We start from the raw sequence: 21,681 nt of genomic DNA on the forward strand, positions 1-21,681 counted from the left end.
GGTTCGTCAGGCACGGGTGAGCACCCCGGTCCGGTCGACGGCACCGCGCAGGTCCGCGAGCTCCGCCGCGAGGGGCGCCGGGGTCATCGGTGGTTCCCCATCGGGTGTGCCCAGGGGGAAACCGGTGCGGGCGGCGATCTCCTCGACCGACGACCACGGGTGCACCGTCCGGATCCGCATACAATGGTCCGGACCCTCGAAGTCGAAGGTGCCCAGCGGCGTCAGCAGCAGGGACGGCCCACCTCCCGGGAGACCGAGCTCGGCGCGCTCGCGGCCCGTCCGGCCGAACCCGATGGCGGACACGAAGTCGACGACCGGGGGCAGGCTCCGTACCGCGTGGTCGGACAGCACGATGAAGGTCGTGGCGGCGTGGCCCGCGAGCACACTCGCTCCGATCGCACCCGGACCGCGCAGCCGCGGTCGGGCCCAGTCGCCGACCGCGACCGTGTTGATGTTGCCGAACCGGTCGACCTGGATCCCGCCCAGCACGGCGAAGTCGATCCGCCGCCTGCTCCAGTCGATCAGGTCGATGTTGTCGGTGAGGTCGGTGAGCGCCTCCGCCTCCGCGATCGACCCGTCGTCGGCGACCGGGCGGAGCACCCCCGGGCGGGGGTTCACCACCCCCGACGGCCCGGACAGGACGGACAGCCCCGGGGCGTGCCGGCGCTGCGCGAGCGCGCACGCCGCCGCGGCGACCTCCGACCGCGTGCCGAGCAGACCGAGCGTGTCGTCCCGCAGTGCACGGGACAGGACCACCGCGAGGAATTCGTCCATGGAAGGTGGTGGTGTCGTGATCGTCATGACGCCTCCTCAGACCGCCGCATCGGTGTGCACGTAGCGGTCCAGGTACTCGGCCCGGCCGACCTCGGTGCGGGCGAGCCGGGTGTACTCGGCCAGATGGTCGAGGTCGGGTGGGTAGAGCCCGTGGCTCCCGCAGGGAGCCGCACCGCGCTCGATCGGCACCACGTCGGTGACCAGGTACCCGGGCACCCGAGTGAGCCGCGGGTCGGCCCGGATCTCCTCGGTGTCCACCAGCTCGTCCACGGTGGCGATGACCCGGCGTGCCGCGCGCACGACGAGCTGGTCGAAGAACGTGGCGCCCAGGAACTGCAGGTTGCCGTACGCGTCCGCGCGCTGGGCGTGTACGAGGGCGACGTCCGGGATCACGGCGGGCACGGCGAGGAGGCGAGCGCCGGTGTCGAAGGGATCGGGGTAGGGGCGGAACCAGGCCGGGTTGACGGTCGGCAGGTCCGTCCCCAGGTCGTGCACCAGGCCGTAGGGCAGATCGTCGGCACCAGAGCGCAGGGCCGCGGCGAGGGCCGGGCCGTCGATCTCGGCGATCCGCAGCGTGCCCGCCGCCGCCGCGGCCGCGAACGCGGGCGCCAGGCCGAACTGCTCCATGGTGAGGAACGGCGTGGCGATCTCCCGCAGGCAGCCGCCCGCGATGAGCAGGTCCGGTCCGATCGCCCCCGGGGCGGCGACCAGCCGCAAGTCCCGGGTCCCCGCGCGCACGATCTCGCGGACCAGCGCCATCGGGGTGTTGTAGAAGGTCCACCCGCCGAGCCCAAGCGTGGCGCCGTCGGGGACCGCGCATGCCGCCTCGGCGAGCGTGCAGATCTTCGAGCGCCGCTCGTGCGGTGGCACTGCCGGCTGCGGTCTCGTGCTCGTCGTCATCGGTGACTCCTTCCGGCGGGAACGGGGTGCTACCCGCCGCCGCGTCGCAGCTTGCGTGGCTCGCGAACCGGGATCCGGGGCCAGATGTCGGGGCTGAGATCGGCGATCCGCCACAGAGCCGGGAGCGCCGCGGCCACCGCCTCGCGCTCAGTGTCGGACAGGTGGGCGAGGCGCTCCTCCAGCAGCGCGGTGCGCTCCTCGAGTACCTCCGCCAGCCTGCGTCTGCCCTCCGCGGTGATGCTCACCCGCACCTCGCGTCGGTCCTCGGGGGACGCGGTCTTGGTGACCAGGCCCGCCGCGACCAGGCGGGCGACCACCTCGGTCATCGAGGAGTTCGCCAGCTGCTGGGACTGCGCGAGCGCGGACACCGCCAGCGAGTCGCCCACCGACAGCTGGCTGAGCACGCGGGCTTGGGCGGGCGGCATCGCCCGCCGCGAACCGGCGCTCAGCCACACCCCGATGGTCTGTACGGGGATCCGCAGCGCCTGCGCGATGTCGTGCAGGCCCAGCTCGGACGGGGGGCGCCGCAGCATCCGGCCGAAGTCCGTCAGCGTCGGTAGTCGGGCAGCCATGGACAAATTGTGTCGGGTACCGAATCAAGCGTCAACCCTGGAGATCAGGGAAGGCGTTGACCTTCCGCAGCTAGATCGCCCGTCGAGTGCCCTTGACAGCCTCGGGGCGAGGTGAGGAGACTCCGGATGGTTCGGTACCCGACTTAATCGGGCTTGCCTCTCAAGCGAGTATCTCGATGCGGGAGACGAGACATGGATACTGTGGACACTTCCGTGGAGCTGAGCGAGCTCGCGGCTCTGCTGCGGGTCGTCCGGTTCGACGTCAGCAAGCGCGGTGTCGCCACCGTCGTGCTCGACCGGCCCGGTCGGGGCAACTCGTGGACCTCGCGGATGAACGCGGAGTACCGCGCGCTGCTGCATGCGCTCGACGCCGATCCCGCTGTGCGCGTGGTCGTCGTGACCGGGGCGGGACGCTCGTTCTGCGTCGGCGCGGACAGTCGGGCCCTGGTCGGCGAGGCCGATGAGGCGGGGGAGCGGAACGGGGCGGCAGCCCGTCGGCACCCCGCGGACGGACTGCCGGTCCCGCCGGACCCGCGTCCCGAGTGGGCGGCGGACCTCGCCTGGCAGTGCGCCCTGCGGATCCCGGTGGTGGCGGCGGTGAACGGGGCGTGCGCGGGGGTCGCCCTCGCCCTGGTCGCATACAGCGACATCCGGTTCGCGATGACCGGTGCCAAGGTCACCGCGGCCACGTCGCGGCTGGGGCTGCCCGTGGAGTACGGCCTGTCCTGGATCCTGCCCCGGCTCGTCGCTCGCGGGCACGCCACCGACCTGCTGCTGTCGGGGCGGGTGGTCAGCACGGACTTCCTGGGGGACATCGGGTTCTTCAACGCCGTGTACCCGCCGGAGGAGTTCGAGACGCGCGTCCGCGAGTACGCCGAACTGCTCGCGGCGGCGTCGCCACAGGCCGTCGCCGCGGCCAAGAGCCAGCTCGGCGACGACCTGCTCGGCGGTGACCCGGCGTCCTCGGTGCGGCGGGGGAAGGAGCTGACCGAGCGGATGATGCGCGCGGCGGACTACCGAGAGGGCGTCGCGGCACTGGTCGAGCGGCGGGATCCGGTCTTCGGCGACCGGCGGGACGGAACGGAGCGCGAATGAGCTGGGACGACGTGATGACCTGGGTACCGCTGTTGACGGAGCCCGAGAGGCACTGGCAGGAGGTCGCCGAGGACCTGACCCGGGACCGGTTCGCCCCACGGGCGGCGGAGGTCGACTCATCGGGCGACTACCCGTGGGATCACGTCGAGGCGCTCACCGAGTCCGGCTTGACCGGGCTCATGCTGCCGGTGGTCCACGGCGGGCGAGCGGAGGCGTTGACCACCGGTGTCGCCGTGGCGGAGACGATCGGGCGGGTCTGCCCGTCGACGTGCACCGTCTGGAGCTCCTACGCGATCGGCGCCCTGCCCGTCCTGCACGCGGGTACGGATGCCCAACGGGACCGCTACCTGACCGAGGTCGTGGCGGGTCGCGCGATCGGGTTCGCGCTGACCGAGCGGCACACCGGCTCCGATCCGTCGTCGGTGAAGACCACGGCGGTGCGGTCCGGCGGAGGCTGGCGGGTCACCGGAGAGAAGTGGCTGGTCGGCAACGGGGGCGCGGCGTCCTTCTACACGGTGTTCGCCCGGGACGACGTCACCGCGAAGCTCACCGCCTTCCTGCTGGAGGCCGACTCCGACGGTCTCGTCGTGGACGACTACCAGGACAAGATGGGTCTGCGGGGGACCACGACGAGCAACCTCCGCATCGACTGCACCGTGTCGGACGACCGACGGCTGGGTGAGCTCGGCAGGGGGCTCTCCCTCGGGCTGCGCGCGCTGAACACGGGCCGGGTACTGGCCGCCGCGATGGCCTGCGGAATGGCGGAGGCGGCGTTCGGGGAGGCCGCCCGTCGGGCGGTGAGCCGCGAGTCGTTCGGCGGCGCGCTCATCGATCACCAGGGCATCGGCTTCCGGCTCGCCGACGTGGCCACGGAGATCTCCGCGGCCCGGATGATGACCTGGGAGGCCGCACGGTCCAACCGCGGGTCGGGCCCGGACCGAACCGCCTCCTCGATGGCCAAGGTCTACGCCACCGAGGTCGCCCACCGCGCGGTCGACGCCGCGGTCCAGGTACTCGGGGCCGAGGGCTACGCCAAGCCGCACCCGGTCGAACGTCTGTACCGGGACCAGCGGGTGCTGGAGATCTACGAAGGAAGCTCGGAGATGCAGCGGATGGGGATCGCCCGGGCGATCGCCGCGCACCATCGCGGTGCACCCACCGCGACCACCTGACACGAGAGGGATGACATGTCGTCACGGCAACGGCGCTGGACGGGAACGGTCTCGCGGGTCCGCAGTGGGGGTTGGCTGTCGGGGGTGGCGGTGGCCGTCTTCCTAGGGATCGGGCTCACCGCCTGCGGCTCGGGCGGGAGTGGCGGAGGGCCGACCACGGTCTCGGTCGGGATCAGCGGCGCGGTGAGCGACGCGCCGCTCTACCTCGCCGACGCCCTCGGCTACTTCAAGGACCAGAACATCACGGTGGAGCTGACCAACTTCCCGTCGTCGAGCGACATGATCGCGCCGCTCGGCACCGGTGACCTGCAGGTCGGCGCCTCCGGGGCGACCGCCGCCTTCTACAACGCCATCGACCGCGGGGTCGGGGTCCGCATGGTCGCGGACAAGGGCCGGGTGATCCCCGGGAAGAGCTACGAGTCCATCCTGGTCGACAAGCGGCTCTGGGACTCCGGCCAGGTCCGGTCGATGGCCGACCTCCGCGGCCGGACCGTCGCGGACTACCAGGAGAGTTCGACGACCTCGGCCTTCCTCAACGCCGGCCTGGAGAAGGCGGGTCTCGCGATCGGAGACGTGAACCGCACCTACATCACGGGGGCGCAGCACCTCGCGGCGCTGCAGAACGGCAGCGTGGCAGCCAGCGTCACGCCCGAGCCTTTCGGGACTGCGGCCGTGGACCAGGGCATCGCCGTGCGGCTGCCCGAGTCGGACGACATGTACCCGAACCAGCAAACGAGTGTGCTCCTCTACGGCGAGCGGTTCATCAAGGAGGACTCCGACGCCGCACAGCGCTTCATGGTGGCCTACCTGCGCGCCGCACGGACCTACAACGACGCCATCGGGCCGGACGGGCGGCTCACCGGGCCCGCCGCGGGCCAGGTCGTGCCGATCCTCGCGCAGCGGACCGGCGTGTCGGAGGACGTACTGCGGCGGATCACCGTGAACGGCGTCGACCCGGGCGGCGCTCTGAACCGGGACGGGATCGAACGTGACATCCGGTTCTACGCCGCGGGCGGCTGGCTGACCAACCCGTCGGTGGCCCTCGACGACTGCATCGATCTCGGGTTCGCGGAGAAAGCGAGCGCGGAGCTCGGTCCGTACGTCGCCCCCCTGCCGGGATGAGGCCGCGCAGACGTCCGCGTGGTCGGTACCGGAGCCCTTGACACGCGATACCGGACGCGCGAGAGTGAGGATTGTTTCGTGCCACGAAGCACATGGGTGGACGAGGGCCGCCAGCCGGCGGTCCGCCCATGAGTACGGAGGCACGTCTTCCGACACGACGGAGTGCTGGGGAGTGATGTCATGAGGACGATCGACCGGAGTCGTCGCGGGCGCGACGGAGCCGGGCGACCGGGGCTGCTCGGCAGGATCGGTGCGTTCGCCGCCGGGATCCTCGCCCTGTCCCTGGTGGCCGCGTGCTCGTCGGGCGACGCGGGGAACGAGCAGTCCACGGTCGGGGTGGGGATCAGCGGCGCAGTGAGCGACGCGCCCTTCTACCTCGCGGACCAGCTGGGCTACTTCGCTCAGGAGAACGTGAAGGTCGAGCTGTCGAACTTCGCCTCGGCGAGCGACATGATCGCGCCGCTCGGCACGGGGGACCTGCAGGTGGGCGCCTCGGGTGCCACGGCGGCCCTCTACAACGCGATCGAGCGCGGGGTGAAGGTGCGGATCGTCGCCGACAAGGGCCGCATACAGGACACCGCGAGCTACATGGGCGTGCTGGTCGCCAAGCCCGTGTACGACAGCGGCCAGGTCACCTCGCTCGCCGACCTGCGCGGCCGGTTGGTCGCCGACTACGCCGAGAGCTCCTCAACGTCGGCCTACCTCAATGCCGGGCTGTCCGGGGCGGGGCTCAGCCTCGCTGACGTCAACCGGACCTACCTGACGGGCTCGCAGCACATGGCCGCCCTCGAGAACGGGAGTGTGGCGGCGAGCGTGACGGTCGAGCCGTTCGTGACGGCCGCGGTGAACAGCGGCGCAGCGGTGCGCCTCCCCGAGTCCGACCGCATGTACCCGGAACAGCAGACCAGCGTCGTGCTCTACGGCGAGCGGTTCGCGACCGAGGAGCCTGAGGTGGCGGACCGGTTCATGCGCGCCTACCTGCGAGGCGTCCGAGCCTTCAACGACGCCATCGGCCCCGACGGCAAGCTCAGCGGGCCCACGGCACCCCAGGTGATCGACGTCCTCGCTGAGCGGACCCAGACCCCGAAGGAGACCCTGCAGGCCATTGTCGTCAACGGGGTCGACCCCTCCGGAGCGCCCAACGAGGAGAGCCTGCAGAAGGACCTGGACTTCTTCCGCCAGGGCGGCTGGCTGACGGACGCCGGCATGAGCCTGCAGGACTCTCTCGACCTGTCGTTCGTCCAGCGGGCGGCACAGGGTCTGGGGCCCTACACCAAGAGCTGAGGCCCCGAACCACCACGCGGAGGCCCGGAGACGAACCGGGCAAGGAGGCGCACGATGTACAGACCTCTCTTCGAGCAGGACCACGAGGACTTCCGGGCCCTCGCCCGCTCCTTCCTCGAGAAGGAGTTCGCCCCACACGCGGACGAGTGGACGGCCGCGGGCCTGGTCCCGAAGGAGGCGTACCGCAGGGCCGGCGAGCAGGGTCTGCTCGGCACCGCCGTCCCGACCGAGTACGGCGGCGGCGGGGTCGACGACTTCCGCTTCCCCTACGTGCTGATGGAGGAGGCGGCCAAGCTGGGCGCCCCACTCGGCGGGATCCCGGTCCACCTCTTCGTGACCACGCCGTACTATCTGCGCCTCTGCACCCCCGAGCAGGCGGCCCGGTGGCTGCCCGGCATCGCGTCCGGCGAGACGATGACCTCGATCGCCATGTCGGAGCCGGGGACGGGCTCGGACCTGGCCGGGATCCGGACGACCGCCGTCCGCGACGGCGACCACTACGTGCTGAACGGGGCCAAGACCTTCATCACCGGCGGCATCAACGCCGGACTGGTCATCGTCGCCGCCCGCACCTCGACGGACCCGGACAACCGCCGGGCGGGGCTCACACTGATCGTGGTGGAGGACGGCACGCCGGGCTTCACCCGTGGCCGCAAGCTGGAGAAGCTCGGGGTCCGGGCCACCGACACCGCCGAGCTGTTCTTCGACGACGTTCGGGTGCCCGTGGCGAACCGGCTGGGCGAGGAAGGCCGGGCCTTCGAGTACCTGACCTCCAACCTCGGCGTCGAGCGGCTGCAGATCGCCGTCAACGCCGTCGTCCAGGCGCGGGCCGCCATCGACCGGACCATCGACTACGTGCGGCAGCGCGAGGTGTTCGGCGGCAGCCTGTCCCGCTTCCAGAACACGAAGTTCATGCTGGCCGAGTCCGAGACCGAGTTCGAGGCCGCCCAGGTCCTGCTCGACCGGGCCGTGGAGGAGCTGCTGGCCGGGCGGCTCGAGGCCGCCGACGCCGCCAAGGTCAAGCTGTTCTGCACCGAGGCGCAGGGCCGCATCGTCGACCGCTGCGTCCAGCTGCACGGCGGCTACGGCTACATGCTCGAGTACGAGATCACCCGGCTCTACGCCGATGCGCGGGTGACACGGATCTACGGCGGCTCGAGCGAGGTCATGAAGCTGATCATCGCGAAGTCGCTGGCGCTGTGAGGGAGAGGCAGGACATGGTAGAGGCAGTCACCCGTCGGGTCGCGATCGTGACCGGGGCCGGGCGCGGCATCGGGCGCAGCCACGCCCTCGAGCTGGGCCGGCGCGGGTTCGCGGTCGTGGTGAACGACGTCGGGACGACCGACGACGGCGACTCGGTGGCCGAGGAGGTCGCCGCGGAGATCCGCGCGGCGGGCGGGCAGGCGTTGGGCGACACCGGCGACGTCTCGGACTGGGACGCCGCGGGCCGCATGGTCGCGAGCGCCGTCGACACCTTCGGACGGCTCGACGCCGTCGTGAACAACGCGGGCAACCTGCGCGACAAGATGTTCGTGAACATGACCCCGGAGGACTGGGACGCGGTGATCGCCGTGCACCTGCGGGGCACGTTCTGCCTGTCGCGGCGCGCAGCCGACCACTGGCGCGCGTTGTCCAAGGCCGGACGGGCCAGCAGCGGGCGGCTGATCAACACCACCAGCGGTGCCGGTCTGTTCGGCAACATCGGGCAGGCCAACTACGTGGCCGCCAAGGCGGGCATCGCCGGGCTGACCCTGGCGCTCGCCGCGGAGCTCGAACGCTACGGCGTGACGGTCAACGCGGTCGCCCCGATCGCGCGGTCGCGGATGACCGAGAAGCTTTTCGCCTCCCAGATGAGCGAGGGCAGCGACTTCGACCGCTTCGACCCCGTGCACGTGTCCCGCGTGGTCGCTTGGCTGGCGGACGAAGACTCCGCGGACGTCACCGGCCGGGTGTTCTCGGTGACCGGCGGCCGGGTGTCCGTGGTCGGCGGCTGGCGCTTCGACGTCGAGGAGCAGGCCGAGCGGGACCTGGGTGACGACGAGATCGGCCCGATCGTGCGGTCCCTGCTCGAGAAGGCGCCCGAGCCGGTCCCGGTGCGCGGTACGGAGAAGGCCGAGTTGAAGGTGGAGCGCGCGAATGCCTGACCACGATCGTGAACCGGTGATCATCGGGATCGGCGAGTCCGAGCTCGGCAGGGCCCCGCACCTGAGCCAGCGTCAGCACCACGCGCTGGCCGCCGGGCGTGCCCTCGAGGACGCCGGGCTGACCATGGCCGACGTCGACGGGTACTTCTGCGCGAACGAGCGGCTGCCCGACATGGCCGAGTTCCTCGGCGTCAAATACCGCTACCTGTCCGGTGCGTGGACCGGCGGCTCGTCCTTCGAGTACCACGTGCAGCACGCGGCCGCGGCGATCCGCGCGGGCTCCACCGACACCGTGCTGATCACCTACGGGTCGGACCTGCTCAGCCGGGCCGGGCGCAGCCTCGGCACCGGCCCGGCCACCGCGGGCGAGCCCGCCACCTGGGGGCAGTACGAGGCCGCCTACGGCAACACCACCGTCGGCTCCTACGCGCTGATCGCCCAGCGCCACCAGCACGTCTACGGCACCACGCCAGCGGCGATGGCCCAGGTCGCCGTCGACATGCGCCACCACGCGGGCTCGAACCCCGACGCGATGTACCGGGACCCCATCACCGTCGACGACGTGCTGTCCTCCCGGATGATCGCCGACCCGCTGCACAAGCTCGACTGCTGCGTAGTCAGCGACGGCGGCGGCGCCGTCGTCATGACGACCCGCGAGCGGGCGAAGGACCTGCCCGCCCAGCCGGTGCACATCCTGGGCACCGGCACCGCCCAGACGCACTGGAATCCGGTCCAGATGCCGGACTTCACGAGCTCGGGTGCCGTGCAGGCGGGCCGGGACGCCTTCCGCGAGGCCGGCCTCACCCCGGCCGACGTGGACATGGCAATGCTCTACGACAGCTTCACCATCACCGTCCTGATGCTGTTGGAGGGGCTCGGCTTCTGCAAGCCGGGCGAGTCCGGAGGCTTCGTGCAGGACGGCAACATCCGCCACGGCGGCAGCCTGCCGGTCAACACCGACGGCGGCGGCCTGTCGTCGTGCCATCCCGGCCTGCGGGGGATCTTCCTGCTCACCGAGGCCGTGCGACAGCTCCGCGGCAAGGCGAGGCTCCAGGTCCCGGACTGCGGCGTCGCCGTCGCGGCAGGCTCCGGAGGCTGGCTGTCCTGCATCGGGGTCACCCTGCTCGGAAAGGAGCCCGTCCGATGAGCACCGCCGTGGACGTCGTCGACGCGATCGACACAGGCCTGCCCGTCCCCGAGGTGGACGCGGTCTCCCGGCCCTTCTTCGAAGCCCTCGACCGGGGCGAGTTCGTGCTGCAGCGCTTCCCCGACGGGAGGTGGCAGCACTATCCGCGTCCGCCGGAGATGTACCCGCCGGACGACCGGCCCGACTTCGCCCCCGCCTCCGGCCGTGGGACCGTGCACACGTTCACCGTGATCCGGCAAATGGGGGTGCCGTACTTCAAGGAGCGGCTGCCCTACGTCGTCGCCATCGTCGAGACCGAGGAGGGCGTGCGGCTGATGGGGTCCATCACGGACGTCCCGGTCGACGAGGTCCACATCGGTCTGGAGGTTGAGGTCTACGGGGTCCGGGTCGCGGAGGGCATCGCCGTCCCCTTCTGGAGGCGTCATGGCGGGGACTGACCCGGCGGCCCTGAAGGCGCTGCTCGACCCCACGTCGATCGTCCTCGTCGGGGTCAGCCGCCCCGCGCCCGGCAAGAGCAAGGTCGGCGGGTACGCCGTCCTGCAGAACCTGCGCCGCGGCGGGTTCGCCGGACGCATCTCCGTGGTGCACCCGAGCGGCGACGAGATCGACGGGATCCGCGCCACCCGCACGATCGCCGAGCTGGAGCCCCACGACGTCGCCGTGGTCGCCCTTCCCGCCGCCGCGGCGGTCACGGCGGTCCGGGAGTGCGCCGAGCGCGGCATCCGGGCGTTCGTCGTGCTCAGCTCCGGCTTCGGCGAGGCGGGGACGCCGGAGGGGGACGCGAACGAGGCCGCCCTGGGGGCGGTCGCGGACGAGCACGGCCTGGCGGTCAGCGGACCCAACAGCCTGGGCACGGTCAACATCCTCAACGGGGCCTGGGCGGGCAACTTCGCCGCCCTGGAGAGCACCGACCTGCGGCCCGGCGGACTGGCGATCGTCAGCCAGAGCGGCGCGATCGCGGGCAGTCTCGCTGTGCGGGCGGCGGACCGGGGCATCGGCATCTCGCACATCGTCTCCACCGGCAACGAGAGCGTCACCACGGCCGCGGACGTGATCACCGCACTGGCGGCGGAACCACGCGTCGAGGTGATCTCGCTGTACCTCGAGGGCGCCCACGACGGGCGGGCGCTGGCCGAGGCCTGCCGGACCGCTCGCCTCGCGGGGAAGCCCGTCATCGTGTTCAAGGTCGGGGAGACCGACGTCGGGGCGCGGGCGGCGCTGAGCCACACGGCCAAGCTGGCGGGCACCCCGGCGCTGTACCGCGGGGCGCTCCTGCAGGCGGGCGCGGTCCAGGTCGGCAGCCTCGACGAGCTCGTCGAGACCCCGATGGCGTTCCTCGGCACCGAGGTCGGCAGGCCCGTGCGCCGGGTCTGCGTCGTCAGCATTTCGGGCGGACTGGGCGCGGTCACCGCGGACGCCCTGGTCCGCGCGGGCCTGGAGGTCCCGGTCCTCGCGCACGCCACCCAGGAGGGCTTGGCTGCCCTGCAGCTCCCCTTCGGAGCGATCTCCAACCCCGTGGACACCGCGGGCGCCACCCAGCGCAGGCTGGACGTGTTCGCGCTGGTGGCCAAGGTGATTGCGGGCGACCCGGGGATCGACGCCCTCGTCGTCCCGCTGGCGTCGCGCTTCCGGGCGTCCGCGGAGAGCACCGCCGAGGACCTGCTCGCCGCGGCCGAGGCGGCCGGGATCCCGCTGTTCGTCGCCTGGTTCAGCGGCTCGGACAACGCCGAGTTCGTCGCCCGGCTGCGGGCTGCGGGCGGCGTCCCGTGCTTCGACGACGTCGACGCCTGCGTGCGCGCGCTGCGCGGAGCCGACCTCGTGTCCCGCCCCGTCGAGGCCACACCCGACCCCGCCGGCGTCATCGATCCCGGAGCCGACGGCGGTCTGCTCGACGAGGCCGCGTCGAAGGCGCTGCTGGCCGAGCACGGCCTGCCGCTGCCCCGGGAGCGCCACGCCCGCACGCTCGACGAGGCGCTGGCCGCGGCGGCCGAGATCGGTTACCCGGTGGCCGTCAAGATCGTCTCCACCGACCTCGCGCACAAGGCGGCGGTGGGCGGAGTCCGCCTGGGCGTTGCGGACGCCGAGGCGCTCGCCGCCGCGCACGGCGAGATCCTCACCGCCGTCGGAGCGGCCGCGCCGGAGGCTGCGCTCAACGGGGTGCTGGTCTCGGAGATGGTCCGGCCGGAGCGCGAGCTGCTGGTCGGGGTCTACGACGACGACACCTTCGGCCCGGTCCTGGCGCTCGGCCGCGGCGGGTCGCGGGTCGAGGAGCTCGCGGACGTCGAGTTCCGGTTGCTGCCAACGACGGCGGCCGAGATCGAGGAGCTCTGCGGACCGCTCCTCGGAGACTCCCCTCCGGACGTGGTCGCCGAGGTCGCGCGGGTCGTCTCGGACATCGGCGACTTCGCCTGGGGAGCCCGCGCCCGCCTGCGCGAGCTCGACGTGAACCCCCTAGTGGTCACCGATTCCGGGGAGGTCCGCGCCCTCGACGCCGTGGTCAGCCTGCGGCCCTGACCCGTCCCCCGACACGCACCCACAGGCATGCCACCACCACGCCCATCGAGCAGGGAGACAACCACCATGGCGAACAAGACGGTCGCCGCCCACGCGCCGCCCACCTCACGTCCGGCCTCCTCAGAACGGATCCAGGTCCGGCAGCTGGTCAAGACGTTCACCCGGCGCGGCGCCGCCGTCACCGCGGTGGACCGGCTGGACCTGCAGATCCGCACCGGGGAGTTCTTCGTGATCGTCGGGCCCAGCGGCTGCGGCAAGACCACGCTGCTGCGCATGCTGGCCGGCCTCGAAACGCCCAGCGGCGGCGTGATCGACATCCCGGCGCCCGCAGCCGACCGCCCAACGCACTCCATGATCTTCCAGGGCGACTCGATCTTTCCGTGGATGACGGTGTGGGACAACGCCGCCTACGGCCTCACGATGCGGCGCAGGGCCAAGGCGGAGATCCGCGAGACCGTGGGGCACTACCTCGACAAGACCGGGCTCACTCGGTTCGCGCGCTCGTACCCGCACGAGCTGTCGGGCGGCATGCGCCAGCGTGTCTCGATCGCCAGGGCGTTCTCCAACGACCCGGACATCCTGCTGATGGACGAGCCGTTCTCCGCGCTCGACGAGCAAAACAAGACCCTGCTGCAGGACGAGCTCCTGCGAATCTGGGACGAGACGAAGAAGACCGTCGTCTTCATCACCCACAGCGTCGACGAGGCGGTGACGATGGGGGACCGGGTCATGGTCATGACCTCCCGGCCGGGCCGGGTCAAGAAGATCGTCGAGGTGCCGTTCGAACGGCCCCGGGAGGTGCTCGAGCTGCGCGCGCAGCCCGAGTACGGCGAGCTCATCCATGAGATCTGGGGCTCGCTGCGGTCCGAGGTGCTCGAGGCCCAGGAGCGCGAGCAGCTGGCGAGCCTGCGGGGCGGGTCGTGACCGCGCTGCACACCGGCCCGCGGACCGAGGACACGCCGTCCCCGCCCCCCGCCCCGGCGCGTCGGTCGCGGACGGCGTGGCTGGGCAGCGACCGCTTCCTGGCGATCGCGACCCCGGCGCTCATCCTCGTGCTCTGGGAGGTGCTGGCGCGCGCCGGCGTCATCGACACCAGGTTCTTCCCCGCCCCCACCGCGATCGTGGGGCGCGCCGTCGAGATGCTCGGGTCGGGGGAGCTCCTTGAGCACACGTGGATCAGCGTGCGCCGGCTGCTCATCGCCGTCGTCATCGGCGGCGTCCCAGCGCTGCTCCTGGGCTTGGCGATGGGGCTCTCGCGCAAGTTGCGGGCGGCCCTCGACCCGATCATCGCCGCGACCTACCCGGTGCCGAAGAGCGCGATCTTCCCGCTGTTCCTGCTGGTCTTCGGGCTGGGGGAGGCGTCCAAGATCGCCGTCGTGGCAGTCGGGGTCTTCTACCCGATCGCGGTGAACACAGTCGCGGGTGTCCGGGAGATCGCCCCGATCTACCACGACGTCGGAACCAACTTCGGTGCCCGCCGGTGGCAGGTGTTCCGCACGATCGCCCTCCCCGGCGCGCTGCCGCTCATCCTCACCGGGTTCAACCTCGCGTTCGGGATGGCCCTGATGCTGCTGGTCGTGGCCGAGATGCTGGGGGCCAAGAGCGGCCTGGGGTTCCTGATCTGGAACTCGTGGCAGACGTTCCAGGTCGAGAACATGTACGTCGGGCTCGTCGTCATCTCGCTGCTGGGCTTCCTGTTCGCGCTGCTCGTGAAGCTCGCGGAGCGGCTGCTGGTCCCGTGGCGGGGCACCGATGAGCGGGCCGACCCTCGTGAACGGCGTTGAGGAGGCGCTCGCCCTCACGGGCAAGGACCTCGGTCGGTCGAGCTGGGTGCTCGTCGACCAGGAGCGCGTCGACGCGTTCGCACAGGCGACGGGAGACCACCAGTGGATCCACGTCGATCCGGGCCGAGCGGCGGAGAGCCGGTTCGGGGGGACCATCGCCCACGGTTTCCTGACGCTCTCGCTCATGCCCCTTTTCATGGCGGAGCTCCTGGAGTTCGAGGGGTTCCGGATGGGCGTCAACTACGGCACTGAGAAGGTGCGTTTTCCGGCGCCCGTTCGGGTGGGGCGCCGCGTCCGCGGCGGCGCTCGGGTGGCCTCGGTCACCACGGTGTCTGGGGGGGTCCACATCGAGATCGTCCTGACGGTGGAGATCGAGGGCGAGGAGAAGCCGGCGCTGGTCGCGACCCTCCTCTCCCGCCGCTACGTCTGACGGTTTGTCGCAGTACGAGGGCCGGGCCTGGTCGATTGACCAGCCCGGTCCTCCTGTCCGTTATGCCTCGGGTCACGAAACAAATATTCTACAAGTCCTTGACGGAACGACGCGTTAACGTCGAACATTGAGGCACGTCCACCACGGGAGGTTCGAGCATGTCTGTTGCGGCCGTCGAGGTCCGTGCGTCCGAGGGCGGGACCGCGCCCGCACCGACCACGCCCCCGGTCTCCTTCGCCACCAGTCCCGAGCGGTACCGGCACTGGCGGTTGGCGGTCGAGGGTGCGGTGGCCACGCTGACCCTGGACATCGACGAGACAGGAGGGATCGTGCCGGGTTACGAGCTGAAGATGAACTCGTACGACCTGGGCGTGGACATCGAGCTCTACGACGCCACCCAGCGGCTGCGGTTCGAGCACCCCGGCGTGCGCGCCGTGGTCGTGACCAGCGCGAAGGACAAGAACTTCTGCGCGGGCGCCAACATCCGGATGCTGGCGCAGAGCTCGCACCCGTGGAAGGTGAACTTCTGCAAGTTCACCAACGAGACCCGCAACGGCATCGAGGACGCGACCGAGAACTCCGGTCAGACCTGGATCGCGGCGGTCAACGGCACCGCGGCCGGCGGCGGCTACGAGCTCGCCCTGGCCTGCGAGAAGATCCTGCTGATCGACGACAACTCCTCCGCCGTCTCGCTGCCCGAGGTCCCGCTGCTGGGCGTGCTGCCGGGCACGGGCGGGCTGACCCGGGTCACGGACAAGCGCAGGGTGCGCAAGGACCGGGCGGACGTGTTCGCCACCCGCGCCGAGGGGATCCGCGGCAAGCAGGCGGTGGAGTGGAAGCTCGTCGACGAGGCCGTCCCGATGCGCGTGTGGGACGAAACGGTCGCCCGCCGGGCGCGCCAGGCCGCCGAGGAGTCGACCCGTGCGGTGGGAGCGGCAGGCGCCCGGGGGATCGCACTGAACCCCCTGGAGCCGGTCGAGTCCATCGACGGCATCCGGTTTCGCTACGTCTCGGCGCGCTACGACCGCGCGGCGGGTCTGGTCGACATCACGGTTCGAGGACCGGAGACCGACGCACCGGCCTCGCTCGAGGACGTGCACGAGCAAGGAGACGGCTTCTGGACACTCGCGGTGACCCGCGAGCTGGACGACCTGATCCTGCGCCTGCGCGCCAACGAGCTCGAGCTCGGCACCTGGCTCATCAGGACGGAGGGCGACCTGGATCGCGTCCTCGGTTACGAAGCCCTGCTCGACCAGCACCGCGGGGACTGGCTGGTGAACGAGATCGGCCTGTACCTCAAGCGGGTGCTCAAGCGCCTGGACGTCACCTCGCGGAGCCTGGTCGCGCTGATCGAGCCCGGTTCATGCTTCGGCGGGGCGCTGCTGGAGCTGGCGCTGGCCTGCGACCGCCAGTACATGCTCGACGGCACGCTCGAGGACGGGGAGGTGCCCGCCACGCTCGTGCTGACCGCCGCCAACTTCGCCGGGCTGCCGATGGGCAACGGCCTCGCCAGGCTCGAGAGCCGGTTCTACGGGGACCAGGACCACCTGGACTGGTTGGAGCGGGAGATCGGCCGCCCGCTGTCCGCCGCGGAGGCCGTGGAGCTGGGTCTGGTCACCGACGCCCCGGACGACATCGACTGGGAGGACGAGATCCGGATCATGCTGGAGGAGCGGGCGTCGCTGTCCCCGGACGCGCTGACCGGGATGGAGGCCAACCACCGGTTTGTCGGGCCGGAGACGATGGAGTCGCGGATCTTCTCCCGGCTCACCGCGTGGCAGAACTGGATCTTCGTGCGCCCCAACGCCTCCGGCCCCGAAGGCGCATTGCGCAAGTACGGCACTGGCACACGAGCCGACTTCGATCGCAAGCGCGTCTGACCACACATCACCGCTCGCCTCGGCGAGGAGGAGAGAACGCACATGAGCATCGACTACTCCGAGAAGATCCCCAACAACGTCGACCTCGCGAGCGACCGCAAGCTGCAGCGCGCGCTGGAGTCGTGGCAGCCCAACTTCCTCAACTGGTGGAAGACGATGGGCCCGGCGGTCCCGACGCAGGACGTCTACCTGCGCACGGCGGTCGACGTCGGCAAGGAGGGCTGGGCGCAGTTCGGGCACGTCGCCATGGAGGAGTACCGCTGGGGCGTGTTCCTCGCCGAGCGCGGCGACGACCGGCGGATCGCCTTCGGCGAGCAGAAGGGCGAGCCGGTCTGGCAGCAGGTGCCCGGCGAGTACCGCTCCGACCTGCAGCGGCTGATCGTGATCCAGGGCGACACCGAGCCGGCCTCGGTGGAGCAGCAGCGCCGGCTCGGCGAAACCGCCCCGTCGCTCTACGACCTGCGCAACCTCTTCCAGGTCAACGTGGAGGAGGGCCGGCACCTCTGGGCGATGGTCTACCTGCTGCACGCCTACTTCGGCCGCAACGGCCGCGAGGAGGCCGAGGCGCTGCTGCAGCGCAACTCCGGCGACGTCGACAGCCCGCGCATCCTCGGGGCGTTCAACGAGGAGACTCCGGACTGGCTGTCGTTCTACATGTTCACCTACTTCACCGACCGGGACGGCAAGTACCAGCTCGGCACGCTGAAGGAGTCCGCCTTCGACCCGCTCTCGCGCACCTGCGAGTTCATGTTGAAGGAGGAGGCGCACCACATGTTCGTGGGCACCACCGGCATCGACCGGGTGGTCACGCGGACCTGCGAGCTGATGCACGAGCACGACACCGCCGACGTCGCCCCGCACGGCGGCATCCCGCTGGACGTGATCCAGAAGTACATCAACTTCCACTACTCGGTGTCGCTGGACCTGTTCGGCTCCGAGCAGTCCACGAACGCGGCCAACTACTTCACCGCCGGGCTCAAGGGCCGCTGGCAGGAGGAGCGCCGCCGCGACGACCACCGGCTCACCGAGGACGCGTTCACCATCGACACCGTCAAGGACGGGCGGATGACCACCGACGAGGTGTCCGCGCTGCTCGCGCTCAACCTCGACCTGCGCAACGAGTACGTCAAGGACTGCGAGAACGGGCTCAAGCGTTGGAACCGGATCATCGAGAAGGCGGGTCTTGATACCCGGCTCGCACTGCCGCACGTCGGTTTCAACCGCGAGGTGGGGCTGTTCTCCGAACATCACGTCACGCCGACGGGCGAGGTGGTCGGTCCTGATGCCTGGGCGGCGAAGAAGGACTGCTGGCTGCCGTCGGCGGCGGACAAGGCGCACGTCCAGAACCTGATGCGCCCGGTCTACGAGCCCGGGAAGATCGCGGGATGGATCGCCCCGCCGACAACCGGGATCAACGGGAAGCCCTTCGAGTACGAGTACGTCCACCTCTCCTGAGGTGTCCCGGGTGAGGATGGAGCCGTCATGCCTTACGTAATCGCCGCGGCGTGCATCGACGTCATGGATCGGTCGTGCATGGACGAATGTCCGGTCGACTGCATCTACGAGGGTAGCCGCAAGCTGTACATCAACCCGCTCGAGTGCATCGACTGCGGAGCCTGCGAGCCCGCCTGCCCGGTCGAGGCCATTTCCCAGGACCGTGCGGTGCCGGAGGGACAGGAGGAGTTCGTCGCGGACGGTCTTCGCTTCTTCGAGGACCCCCTGCCGGGGCGCGACGAGCCGCTCGGCCTGCCGGGCGGGTCGATGGACCTGGGGCCGGTTGGGATCGACACCGACTTCATCGCCTCCTACCAGAAGGATGGCTGAGGACACGGGCATGAGCACACCCTTGGAGTCGTACGTCGAGGGCCGCTGGGTGGCGGGCGCCGAAGGCGTGCCCGTGGCCGACGCCGTCACCGGCGAGGAGATCGTCCGCGTGTCGAGCGCGGGGATCGACATGGCGGGCGTCGTCGAGCACGCTCGGACGGTCGGCGGCCCGGCACTGCGAGCGAGCACCTTCCGGGAGCGCGCTGCGACGCTGAAGGCGCTCGCTACGCACCTGCGCGAGCACCGCCCGGAGTTCTACGCGCTCTCGTACCGTACCGGCGCGACCCTCTTCGACTCGAGGTTCGACGTCGACGGCGGCATCGCCGTACTGTCCGCCTACGCGGGTATCGGCGCGCGGGACCTGCCCGACGACACGGTCCTCGTGGTCGACCAACCGCAGACGCTGTCTCGGGGGGGCGGGTTCGTCGGACAGCACCTCGCGACCTCGCGGCTGGGCGCGGCGGTGCAGATCAACGCCTACAACTTCCCCGTTTGGGGGATGCTGGAGAAGCTGGCGCCCGCGCTGCTGGCGGGTGTGCCGTCGATCGTGAAGCCGGCCACGCCCACGGCCTACCTGACCGAACTGGTCGTGCGCGAGATCGTGGCGTCGGACCTGCTCCCGGAAGGGGCCCTGCAGCTGGTCTGCGGCTCGGCGGGCGAACTGCTCGACCACCTCGGCCCGCAGGACTCGATCGCGTTCACCGGTTCGGCTGGCACCGCCGAACGTCTGCGGGGAACCTCGACGGTGCTGCGCGAGGCCGTCCGGTTCACCGCCGAGGCCGACTCGTTGAACTGCTCGATCCTCGGCGAGGACGTGACCGCGGACAGCCCGGAGTTCGGGCTGTACGTAGACCAGTTGGTCACCGAGATGACGGTCAAGGCGGGGCAGAAGTGCACGGCGATCCGTCGCGCTCTCGTCCCGGACGGTCTCGTCGGTGCCCTGGCGGACGCGGTGTCGGCGAGGCTGACCGAGGTCGTCGTCGGCAACCCGGCCACCGAGGGCGTGACCATGGGGGCGCTCGCAGGCCTGGCCCAACGTGAGGACGTGTGGTCCGCCGTCGACGGTCTGATGCGCTCCACACGGATCGTCTCGGGTGACCCGCGCAAGGTCGACCCGGTCGACGCGGACGCCGAGCGCGGGGCCTTCATGACCCCGGTGCTGCTGCACGCGCCCGACCCGGACGCGGCGGAGGGTCACACGATCGAAGCTTTCGGCCCGGTCAGCACGGTGATCGGGTACCGAGACACCGGACACGCGGTCGAGCTGGCCGCCCGCGGACACGGCAGCCTGGCCGCGTCCGTCGTGACCGGGGACGGCGGCCTGGCCTCACGGATCGTGCGCGGGCTCGCGCCCTGGCACGGGCGAGTACTCGTGCTGGACACCGACTCCGGCCCGGAGTCCACCGGCCACGGTTCACCGCTCCCCGGCCTGCTGCACGGCGGTCCGGGCCGCGCGGGCGGTGGCGCCGAGCTGGGTGGGCTCGAGTCGGTCCACCATCACCTCCAGCGGGTGGCCGTCCAGGGCAGCCCGTTGGCGTTGGCCGCAGTGCGGGGAGGCACGGCATGAGTGTTCGGATCGCCGTGGTCGGTTCGGGCCCGTCCGGGCTCTACACCGTCGCCGGGCTGCTGGCGTCGAAGGTGCCGATGTCGGTCGACGTGATCGATCGGCTGCCTACCCCGTTCGGTCTCGTCCGCTACGGGGTCGCGCCGGACCACGCGAAGATGAAGATCGTCAGCAAGGTCCTATCGAAACCGTTCGTCAGGGACGACGTCCGCTACCTGGGCAATGTCGAGGTGGGTCGGGACGTGTCCCACGCCGAGCTCGTCGAACGCTACGACGCCGTCGTCTACGCCTGCGGCTCCGAGCACGACCGCAGGCTGGGCATCCCCGGTGAGGATCTGCCGGGCGTGCTGGGCGCGGGCGAGTTCGTGCGCTGGTACAACGGCCACCCGGACGTCGCCGACGTCGAGCACACCCTCGACGTGGACTCCGCCGTCGTCGTCGGGGCGGGCAACGTCGCTCTGGACGTGGCCCGGGTGCTCAGCCGCACGGCCGAGGAGCTGCGGGACACCGACGTGCCCACCCGGGTGTGGGGCATCCTGCGGGACAGCGCGATCCGAGACGTCCACGTGCTAATCCGGCGCGGACCGGCGGAGGCGAAATTCACCCCCGCCGAGCTCTTCCAGCTCTCCGAGCTCGCCGACGCCGACGTCGAGGTGCACGACGGCGGCGCCGGGATCCCCCATCCGGAGTCGGTAAAGGACAAGCGGACCCGCCAGAACCTGGAGACCTTCCAGATGTTGGCGTCGACGCCGTCGCAGGGTCGGCGCCGCCGGCTGCACCTGCGCTTCCTGACCTCTCCGCTGGAGATCGTCGGCGCGAGCCGGGTCGAGGGCGTCGCCGTGGAGCGCAACGATGTCGTGGACGGGCGGCTCGTTGGCACGGGGGAGCGTACGGTGCTGCCCACTGGAATGGTGGTCACCGCCGTCGGCTTCCGCGGTTCCCCGGTCGAGGGGCTGCCGTTCGACGACGGCACCGGCACGGTCCCGCACGAGGCGGGCCGGGTGATCTCCGACGGCGTGCCGCTCACGGGCGTGTACGTGGCGGGCTGGCTGAAGCGCGGACCGACCGGCGTGATCGGGACGAACCGGCCGGACGGCGGCGAGACCGCCGCCTCGGTCCTCGCCGATCTCGCCGACCGCCCCCGGACCGAGCGAGACGACTTGCTGGAACTGCTGGCGACGCGCTCGGTGCACGTCACCGACTGGGCGGGCTGGCTCCGACTCGAGGAGCACGAGGGCGAGCGGGGCGCGACCTCCGGTCGGGGTCGCGTGAAGGTCCACGACCTGCCCACGATGCTCCACTACACCGGGGGGGGTTCCCGGGGACGCTGAGCGGCCGCATACCGCCGCTGCCGCGGCGTCGGCTCGGATGCCTGACGGACGAGGCCCGGTTTAGTGCTCGGGACATGGATAGCGCGGTGCCGGGCTCGCAGTCGACGAGCACGACCTCGGCCCCGGCGCGGGCGACCGCCTCGG

Annotated in this window: 20 protein-coding genes; 17 read left to right on the forward strand and 3 right to left on the reverse strand. The window is 71.2% G+C overall.

The genetic code is table 11. The annotated features are described in order from the left end of the window. Window positions 1-6: 6 nt before the first annotated feature. From AB0B41_RS07840 to AB0B41_RS07850, 3 genes are read right to left on the reverse strand one after another with little or no spacing between them, the layout of a single operon-like run. Window positions 7-801: a CoA-transferase gene (locus tag AB0B41_RS07840; RefSeq protein WP_358200212.1), complete on the reverse strand. Its 795-nt coding sequence runs from the start codon at window positions 799-801 to the stop codon at window positions 7-9. Between the two features lie 9 nt (window positions 802-810). After that, window positions 811-1,674 carry a CoA-transferase gene (locus tag AB0B41_RS07845; protein ID WP_358200214.1) on the reverse strand — a complete coding sequence of 288 codons (864 nt, stop codon included), beginning with the start codon at window positions 1,672-1,674 and terminating at the stop codon, window positions 811-813. 29 nt (window positions 1,675-1,703) lie between these two features. Then, entirely contained in the window at window positions 1,704-2,246 is a 543-nt protein-coding gene (locus tag AB0B41_RS07850; RefSeq protein ID WP_358200216.1) for a MarR family transcriptional regulator, read from the reverse strand. Between the two features lie 192 nt (window positions 2,247-2,438). Here AB0B41_RS07850 and AB0B41_RS07855 point away from each other — a divergent pair, with 192 nt between their 5' ends. The 17 genes from AB0B41_RS07855 (at window position 2,439) to AB0B41_RS07935 (ending at window position 21,537) form a co-directional block, all read left to right on the forward strand. Continuing rightward, complete coding sequence (locus tag AB0B41_RS07855) at window positions 2,439-3,341, forward strand: enoyl-CoA hydratase-related protein (protein ID WP_358200218.1); 903 nt, start codon at window positions 2,439-2,441, stop codon at window positions 3,339-3,341. Next, window positions 3,338-4,513 carry an acyl-CoA dehydrogenase family protein gene (locus tag AB0B41_RS07860; protein ID WP_358200220.1) on the forward strand — a complete coding sequence of 392 codons (1,176 nt, stop codon included), beginning with the start codon at window positions 3,338-3,340 and terminating at the stop codon, window positions 4,511-4,513. The genes AB0B41_RS07855 and AB0B41_RS07860 overlap by 4 nt, the downstream gene beginning before the upstream one ends. A 90-nt stretch (window positions 4,514-4,603) precedes the next feature. Then, window positions 4,604-5,635 (forward strand): ABC transporter substrate-binding protein, encoded by a 1,032-nt coding sequence (locus AB0B41_RS07865; protein ID WP_358200222.1) that lies wholly within the window; start codon window positions 4,604-4,606, stop codon window positions 5,633-5,635. 180 nt (window positions 5,636-5,815) lie between these two features. After that, window positions 5,816-6,919 carry an ABC transporter substrate-binding protein gene (locus tag AB0B41_RS07870; protein WP_358200224.1) on the forward strand — a complete coding sequence of 368 codons (1,104 nt, stop codon included), beginning with the start codon at window positions 5,816-5,818 and terminating at the stop codon, window positions 6,917-6,919. A gap of 54 nt (window positions 6,920-6,973) precedes the next feature. Next, window positions 6,974-8,122 (forward strand): acyl-CoA dehydrogenase family protein, encoded by a 1,149-nt coding sequence (locus AB0B41_RS07875; RefSeq protein WP_358200226.1) that lies wholly within the window; start codon window positions 6,974-6,976, stop codon window positions 8,120-8,122. Window positions 8,123-8,136: 14 nt separating this feature from the next. Continuing rightward, window positions 8,137-9,063 carry an SDR family oxidoreductase gene (locus AB0B41_RS07880; RefSeq protein WP_358200228.1) on the forward strand — a complete coding sequence of 309 codons (927 nt, stop codon included), beginning with the start codon at window positions 8,137-8,139 and terminating at the stop codon, window positions 9,061-9,063. A gap of 16 nt (window positions 9,064-9,079) precedes the next feature. Further along, a complete protein-coding gene (locus AB0B41_RS07885) occupies window positions 9,080-10,210 on the forward strand; it encodes a thiolase (protein WP_358200230.1) in 1,131 nt (376 codons plus the stop codon). Further along, window positions 10,207-10,647, forward strand: a complete 441-nt coding sequence (locus AB0B41_RS07890; protein WP_358200232.1) for an OB-fold domain-containing protein — start codon at window positions 10,207-10,209, stop codon at window positions 10,645-10,647. The genes AB0B41_RS07885 and AB0B41_RS07890 overlap by 4 nt, the downstream gene beginning before the upstream one ends. Further along, window positions 10,634-12,724: an acetate--CoA ligase family protein gene (locus AB0B41_RS07895; protein WP_358200234.1), complete on the forward strand. Its 2,091-nt coding sequence runs from the start codon at window positions 10,634-10,636 to the stop codon at window positions 12,722-12,724. Before AB0B41_RS07890 ends, AB0B41_RS07895 begins: the two co-directional genes overlap by 14 nt. A 66-nt stretch (window positions 12,725-12,790) precedes the next feature. Continuing rightward, a complete protein-coding gene (locus AB0B41_RS07900; RefSeq protein ID WP_358200236.1) occupies window positions 12,791-13,648 on the forward strand; it encodes an ABC transporter ATP-binding protein in 858 nt (285 codons plus the stop codon). After that, window positions 13,645-14,508, forward strand: a complete 864-nt coding sequence (locus AB0B41_RS07905; RefSeq protein ID WP_358200238.1) for an ABC transporter permease — start codon at window positions 13,645-13,647, stop codon at window positions 14,506-14,508. The genes AB0B41_RS07900 and AB0B41_RS07905 overlap by 4 nt, the downstream gene beginning before the upstream one ends. Beyond that, window positions 14,477-14,938: a MaoC family dehydratase gene (locus AB0B41_RS07910; RefSeq protein WP_358200240.1), complete on the forward strand. Its 462-nt coding sequence runs from the start codon at window positions 14,477-14,479 to the stop codon at window positions 14,936-14,938. The genes AB0B41_RS07905 and AB0B41_RS07910 overlap by 32 nt, the downstream gene beginning before the upstream one ends. A gap of 158 nt (window positions 14,939-15,096) precedes the next feature. Beyond that, complete coding sequence (gene boxC / locus AB0B41_RS07915; RefSeq protein WP_358200242.1) at window positions 15,097-16,818, forward strand: 2,3-epoxybenzoyl-CoA dihydrolase; 1,722 nt, start codon at window positions 15,097-15,099, stop codon at window positions 16,816-16,818. A 42-nt stretch (window positions 16,819-16,860) separates the two neighbouring features. Then, window positions 16,861-18,273 (forward strand): benzoyl-CoA 2,3-epoxidase subunit BoxB, encoded by a 1,413-nt coding sequence (gene boxB / locus AB0B41_RS07920; protein WP_358200244.1) that lies wholly within the window; start codon window positions 16,861-16,863, stop codon window positions 18,271-18,273. A 27-nt stretch (window positions 18,274-18,300) separates the two neighbouring features. Further along, window positions 18,301-18,642: a ferredoxin gene (fdxA, locus tag AB0B41_RS07925; RefSeq protein ID WP_358200246.1), complete on the forward strand. Its 342-nt coding sequence runs from the start codon at window positions 18,301-18,303 to the stop codon at window positions 18,640-18,642. Between the two features lie 10 nt (window positions 18,643-18,652). Beyond that, complete coding sequence (paaZ, locus tag AB0B41_RS07930; RefSeq protein WP_358200248.1) at window positions 18,653-20,209, forward strand: phenylacetic acid degradation bifunctional protein PaaZ; 1,557 nt, start codon at window positions 18,653-18,655, stop codon at window positions 20,207-20,209. Then, entirely contained in the window at window positions 20,206-21,537 is a 1,332-nt protein-coding gene (locus AB0B41_RS07935; RefSeq protein ID WP_358200250.1) for an FAD-dependent oxidoreductase, read from the forward strand. The genes paaZ and AB0B41_RS07935 overlap by 4 nt, the downstream gene beginning before the upstream one ends. Window positions 21,538-21,681: the final 144 nt, after the last annotated feature.

Source organism: Pseudonocardia sp. NPDC049154, assembly GCF_040648315.1.
Classification (GTDB): Bacteria; Actinomycetota; Actinomycetes; order Mycobacteriales; family Pseudonocardiaceae; genus Pseudonocardia.

Excerpts from the sequence above, each read along its gene's own strand:
- boxC (WP_358200242.1), top strand. The coding sequence starts at position 15,097 with ATGTCTGTTGCGGCCGTCGAGGTCCGTGCGTCCGAGGGCGGGACCGCG.
- AB0B41_RS07850 (WP_358200216.1), bottom strand. The coding sequence starts at position 2,246 with ATGGCTGCCCGACTACCGACGCTGACGGACTTCGGCCGGATGCTGCGG.
- AB0B41_RS07870 (WP_358200224.1), top strand. The coding sequence starts at position 5,816 with ATGAGGACGATCGACCGGAGTCGTCGCGGGCGCGACGGAGCCGGGCGA.
- boxB (WP_358200244.1), top strand. The coding sequence starts at position 16,861 with ATGAGCATCGACTACTCCGAGAAGATCCCCAACAACGTCGACCTCGCG.
- AB0B41_RS07900 (WP_358200236.1), top strand. The coding sequence starts at position 12,791 with ATGGCGAACAAGACGGTCGCCGCCCACGCGCCGCCCACCTCACGTCCG.
- paaZ (WP_358200248.1), top strand. The coding sequence starts at position 18,653 with ATGAGCACACCCTTGGAGTCGTACGTCGAGGGCCGCTGGGTGGCGGGC.
- AB0B41_RS07875 (WP_358200226.1), top strand. The coding sequence starts at position 6,974 with ATGTACAGACCTCTCTTCGAGCAGGACCACGAGGACTTCCGGGCCCTC.
- AB0B41_RS07880 (WP_358200228.1), top strand. The coding sequence starts at position 8,137 with ATGGTAGAGGCAGTCACCCGTCGGGTCGCGATCGTGACCGGGGCCGGG.
- fdxA (WP_358200246.1), top strand. The coding sequence starts at position 18,301 with ATGCCTTACGTAATCGCCGCGGCGTGCATCGACGTCATGGATCGGTCG.
- AB0B41_RS07935 (WP_358200250.1), top strand. The coding sequence starts at position 20,206 with ATGAGTGTTCGGATCGCCGTGGTCGGTTCGGGCCCGTCCGGGCTCTAC.
- AB0B41_RS07890 (WP_358200232.1), top strand. The coding sequence starts at position 10,207 with ATGAGCACCGCCGTGGACGTCGTCGACGCGATCGACACAGGCCTGCCC.
- AB0B41_RS07910 (WP_358200240.1), top strand. The coding sequence starts at position 14,477 with ATGAGCGGGCCGACCCTCGTGAACGGCGTTGAGGAGGCGCTCGCCCTC.
- AB0B41_RS07845 (WP_358200214.1), bottom strand. The coding sequence starts at position 1,674 with ATGACGACGAGCACGAGACCGCAGCCGGCAGTGCCACCGCACGAGCGG.
- AB0B41_RS07860 (WP_358200220.1), top strand. The coding sequence starts at position 3,338 with ATGAGCTGGGACGACGTGATGACCTGGGTACCGCTGTTGACGGAGCCC.
- AB0B41_RS07840 (WP_358200212.1), bottom strand. The coding sequence starts at position 801 with ATGACGATCACGACACCACCACCTTCCATGGACGAATTCCTCGCGGTG.
- AB0B41_RS07855 (WP_358200218.1), top strand. The coding sequence starts at position 2,439 with ATGGATACTGTGGACACTTCCGTGGAGCTGAGCGAGCTCGCGGCTCTG.
- AB0B41_RS07895 (WP_358200234.1), top strand. The coding sequence starts at position 10,634 with ATGGCGGGGACTGACCCGGCGGCCCTGAAGGCGCTGCTCGACCCCACG.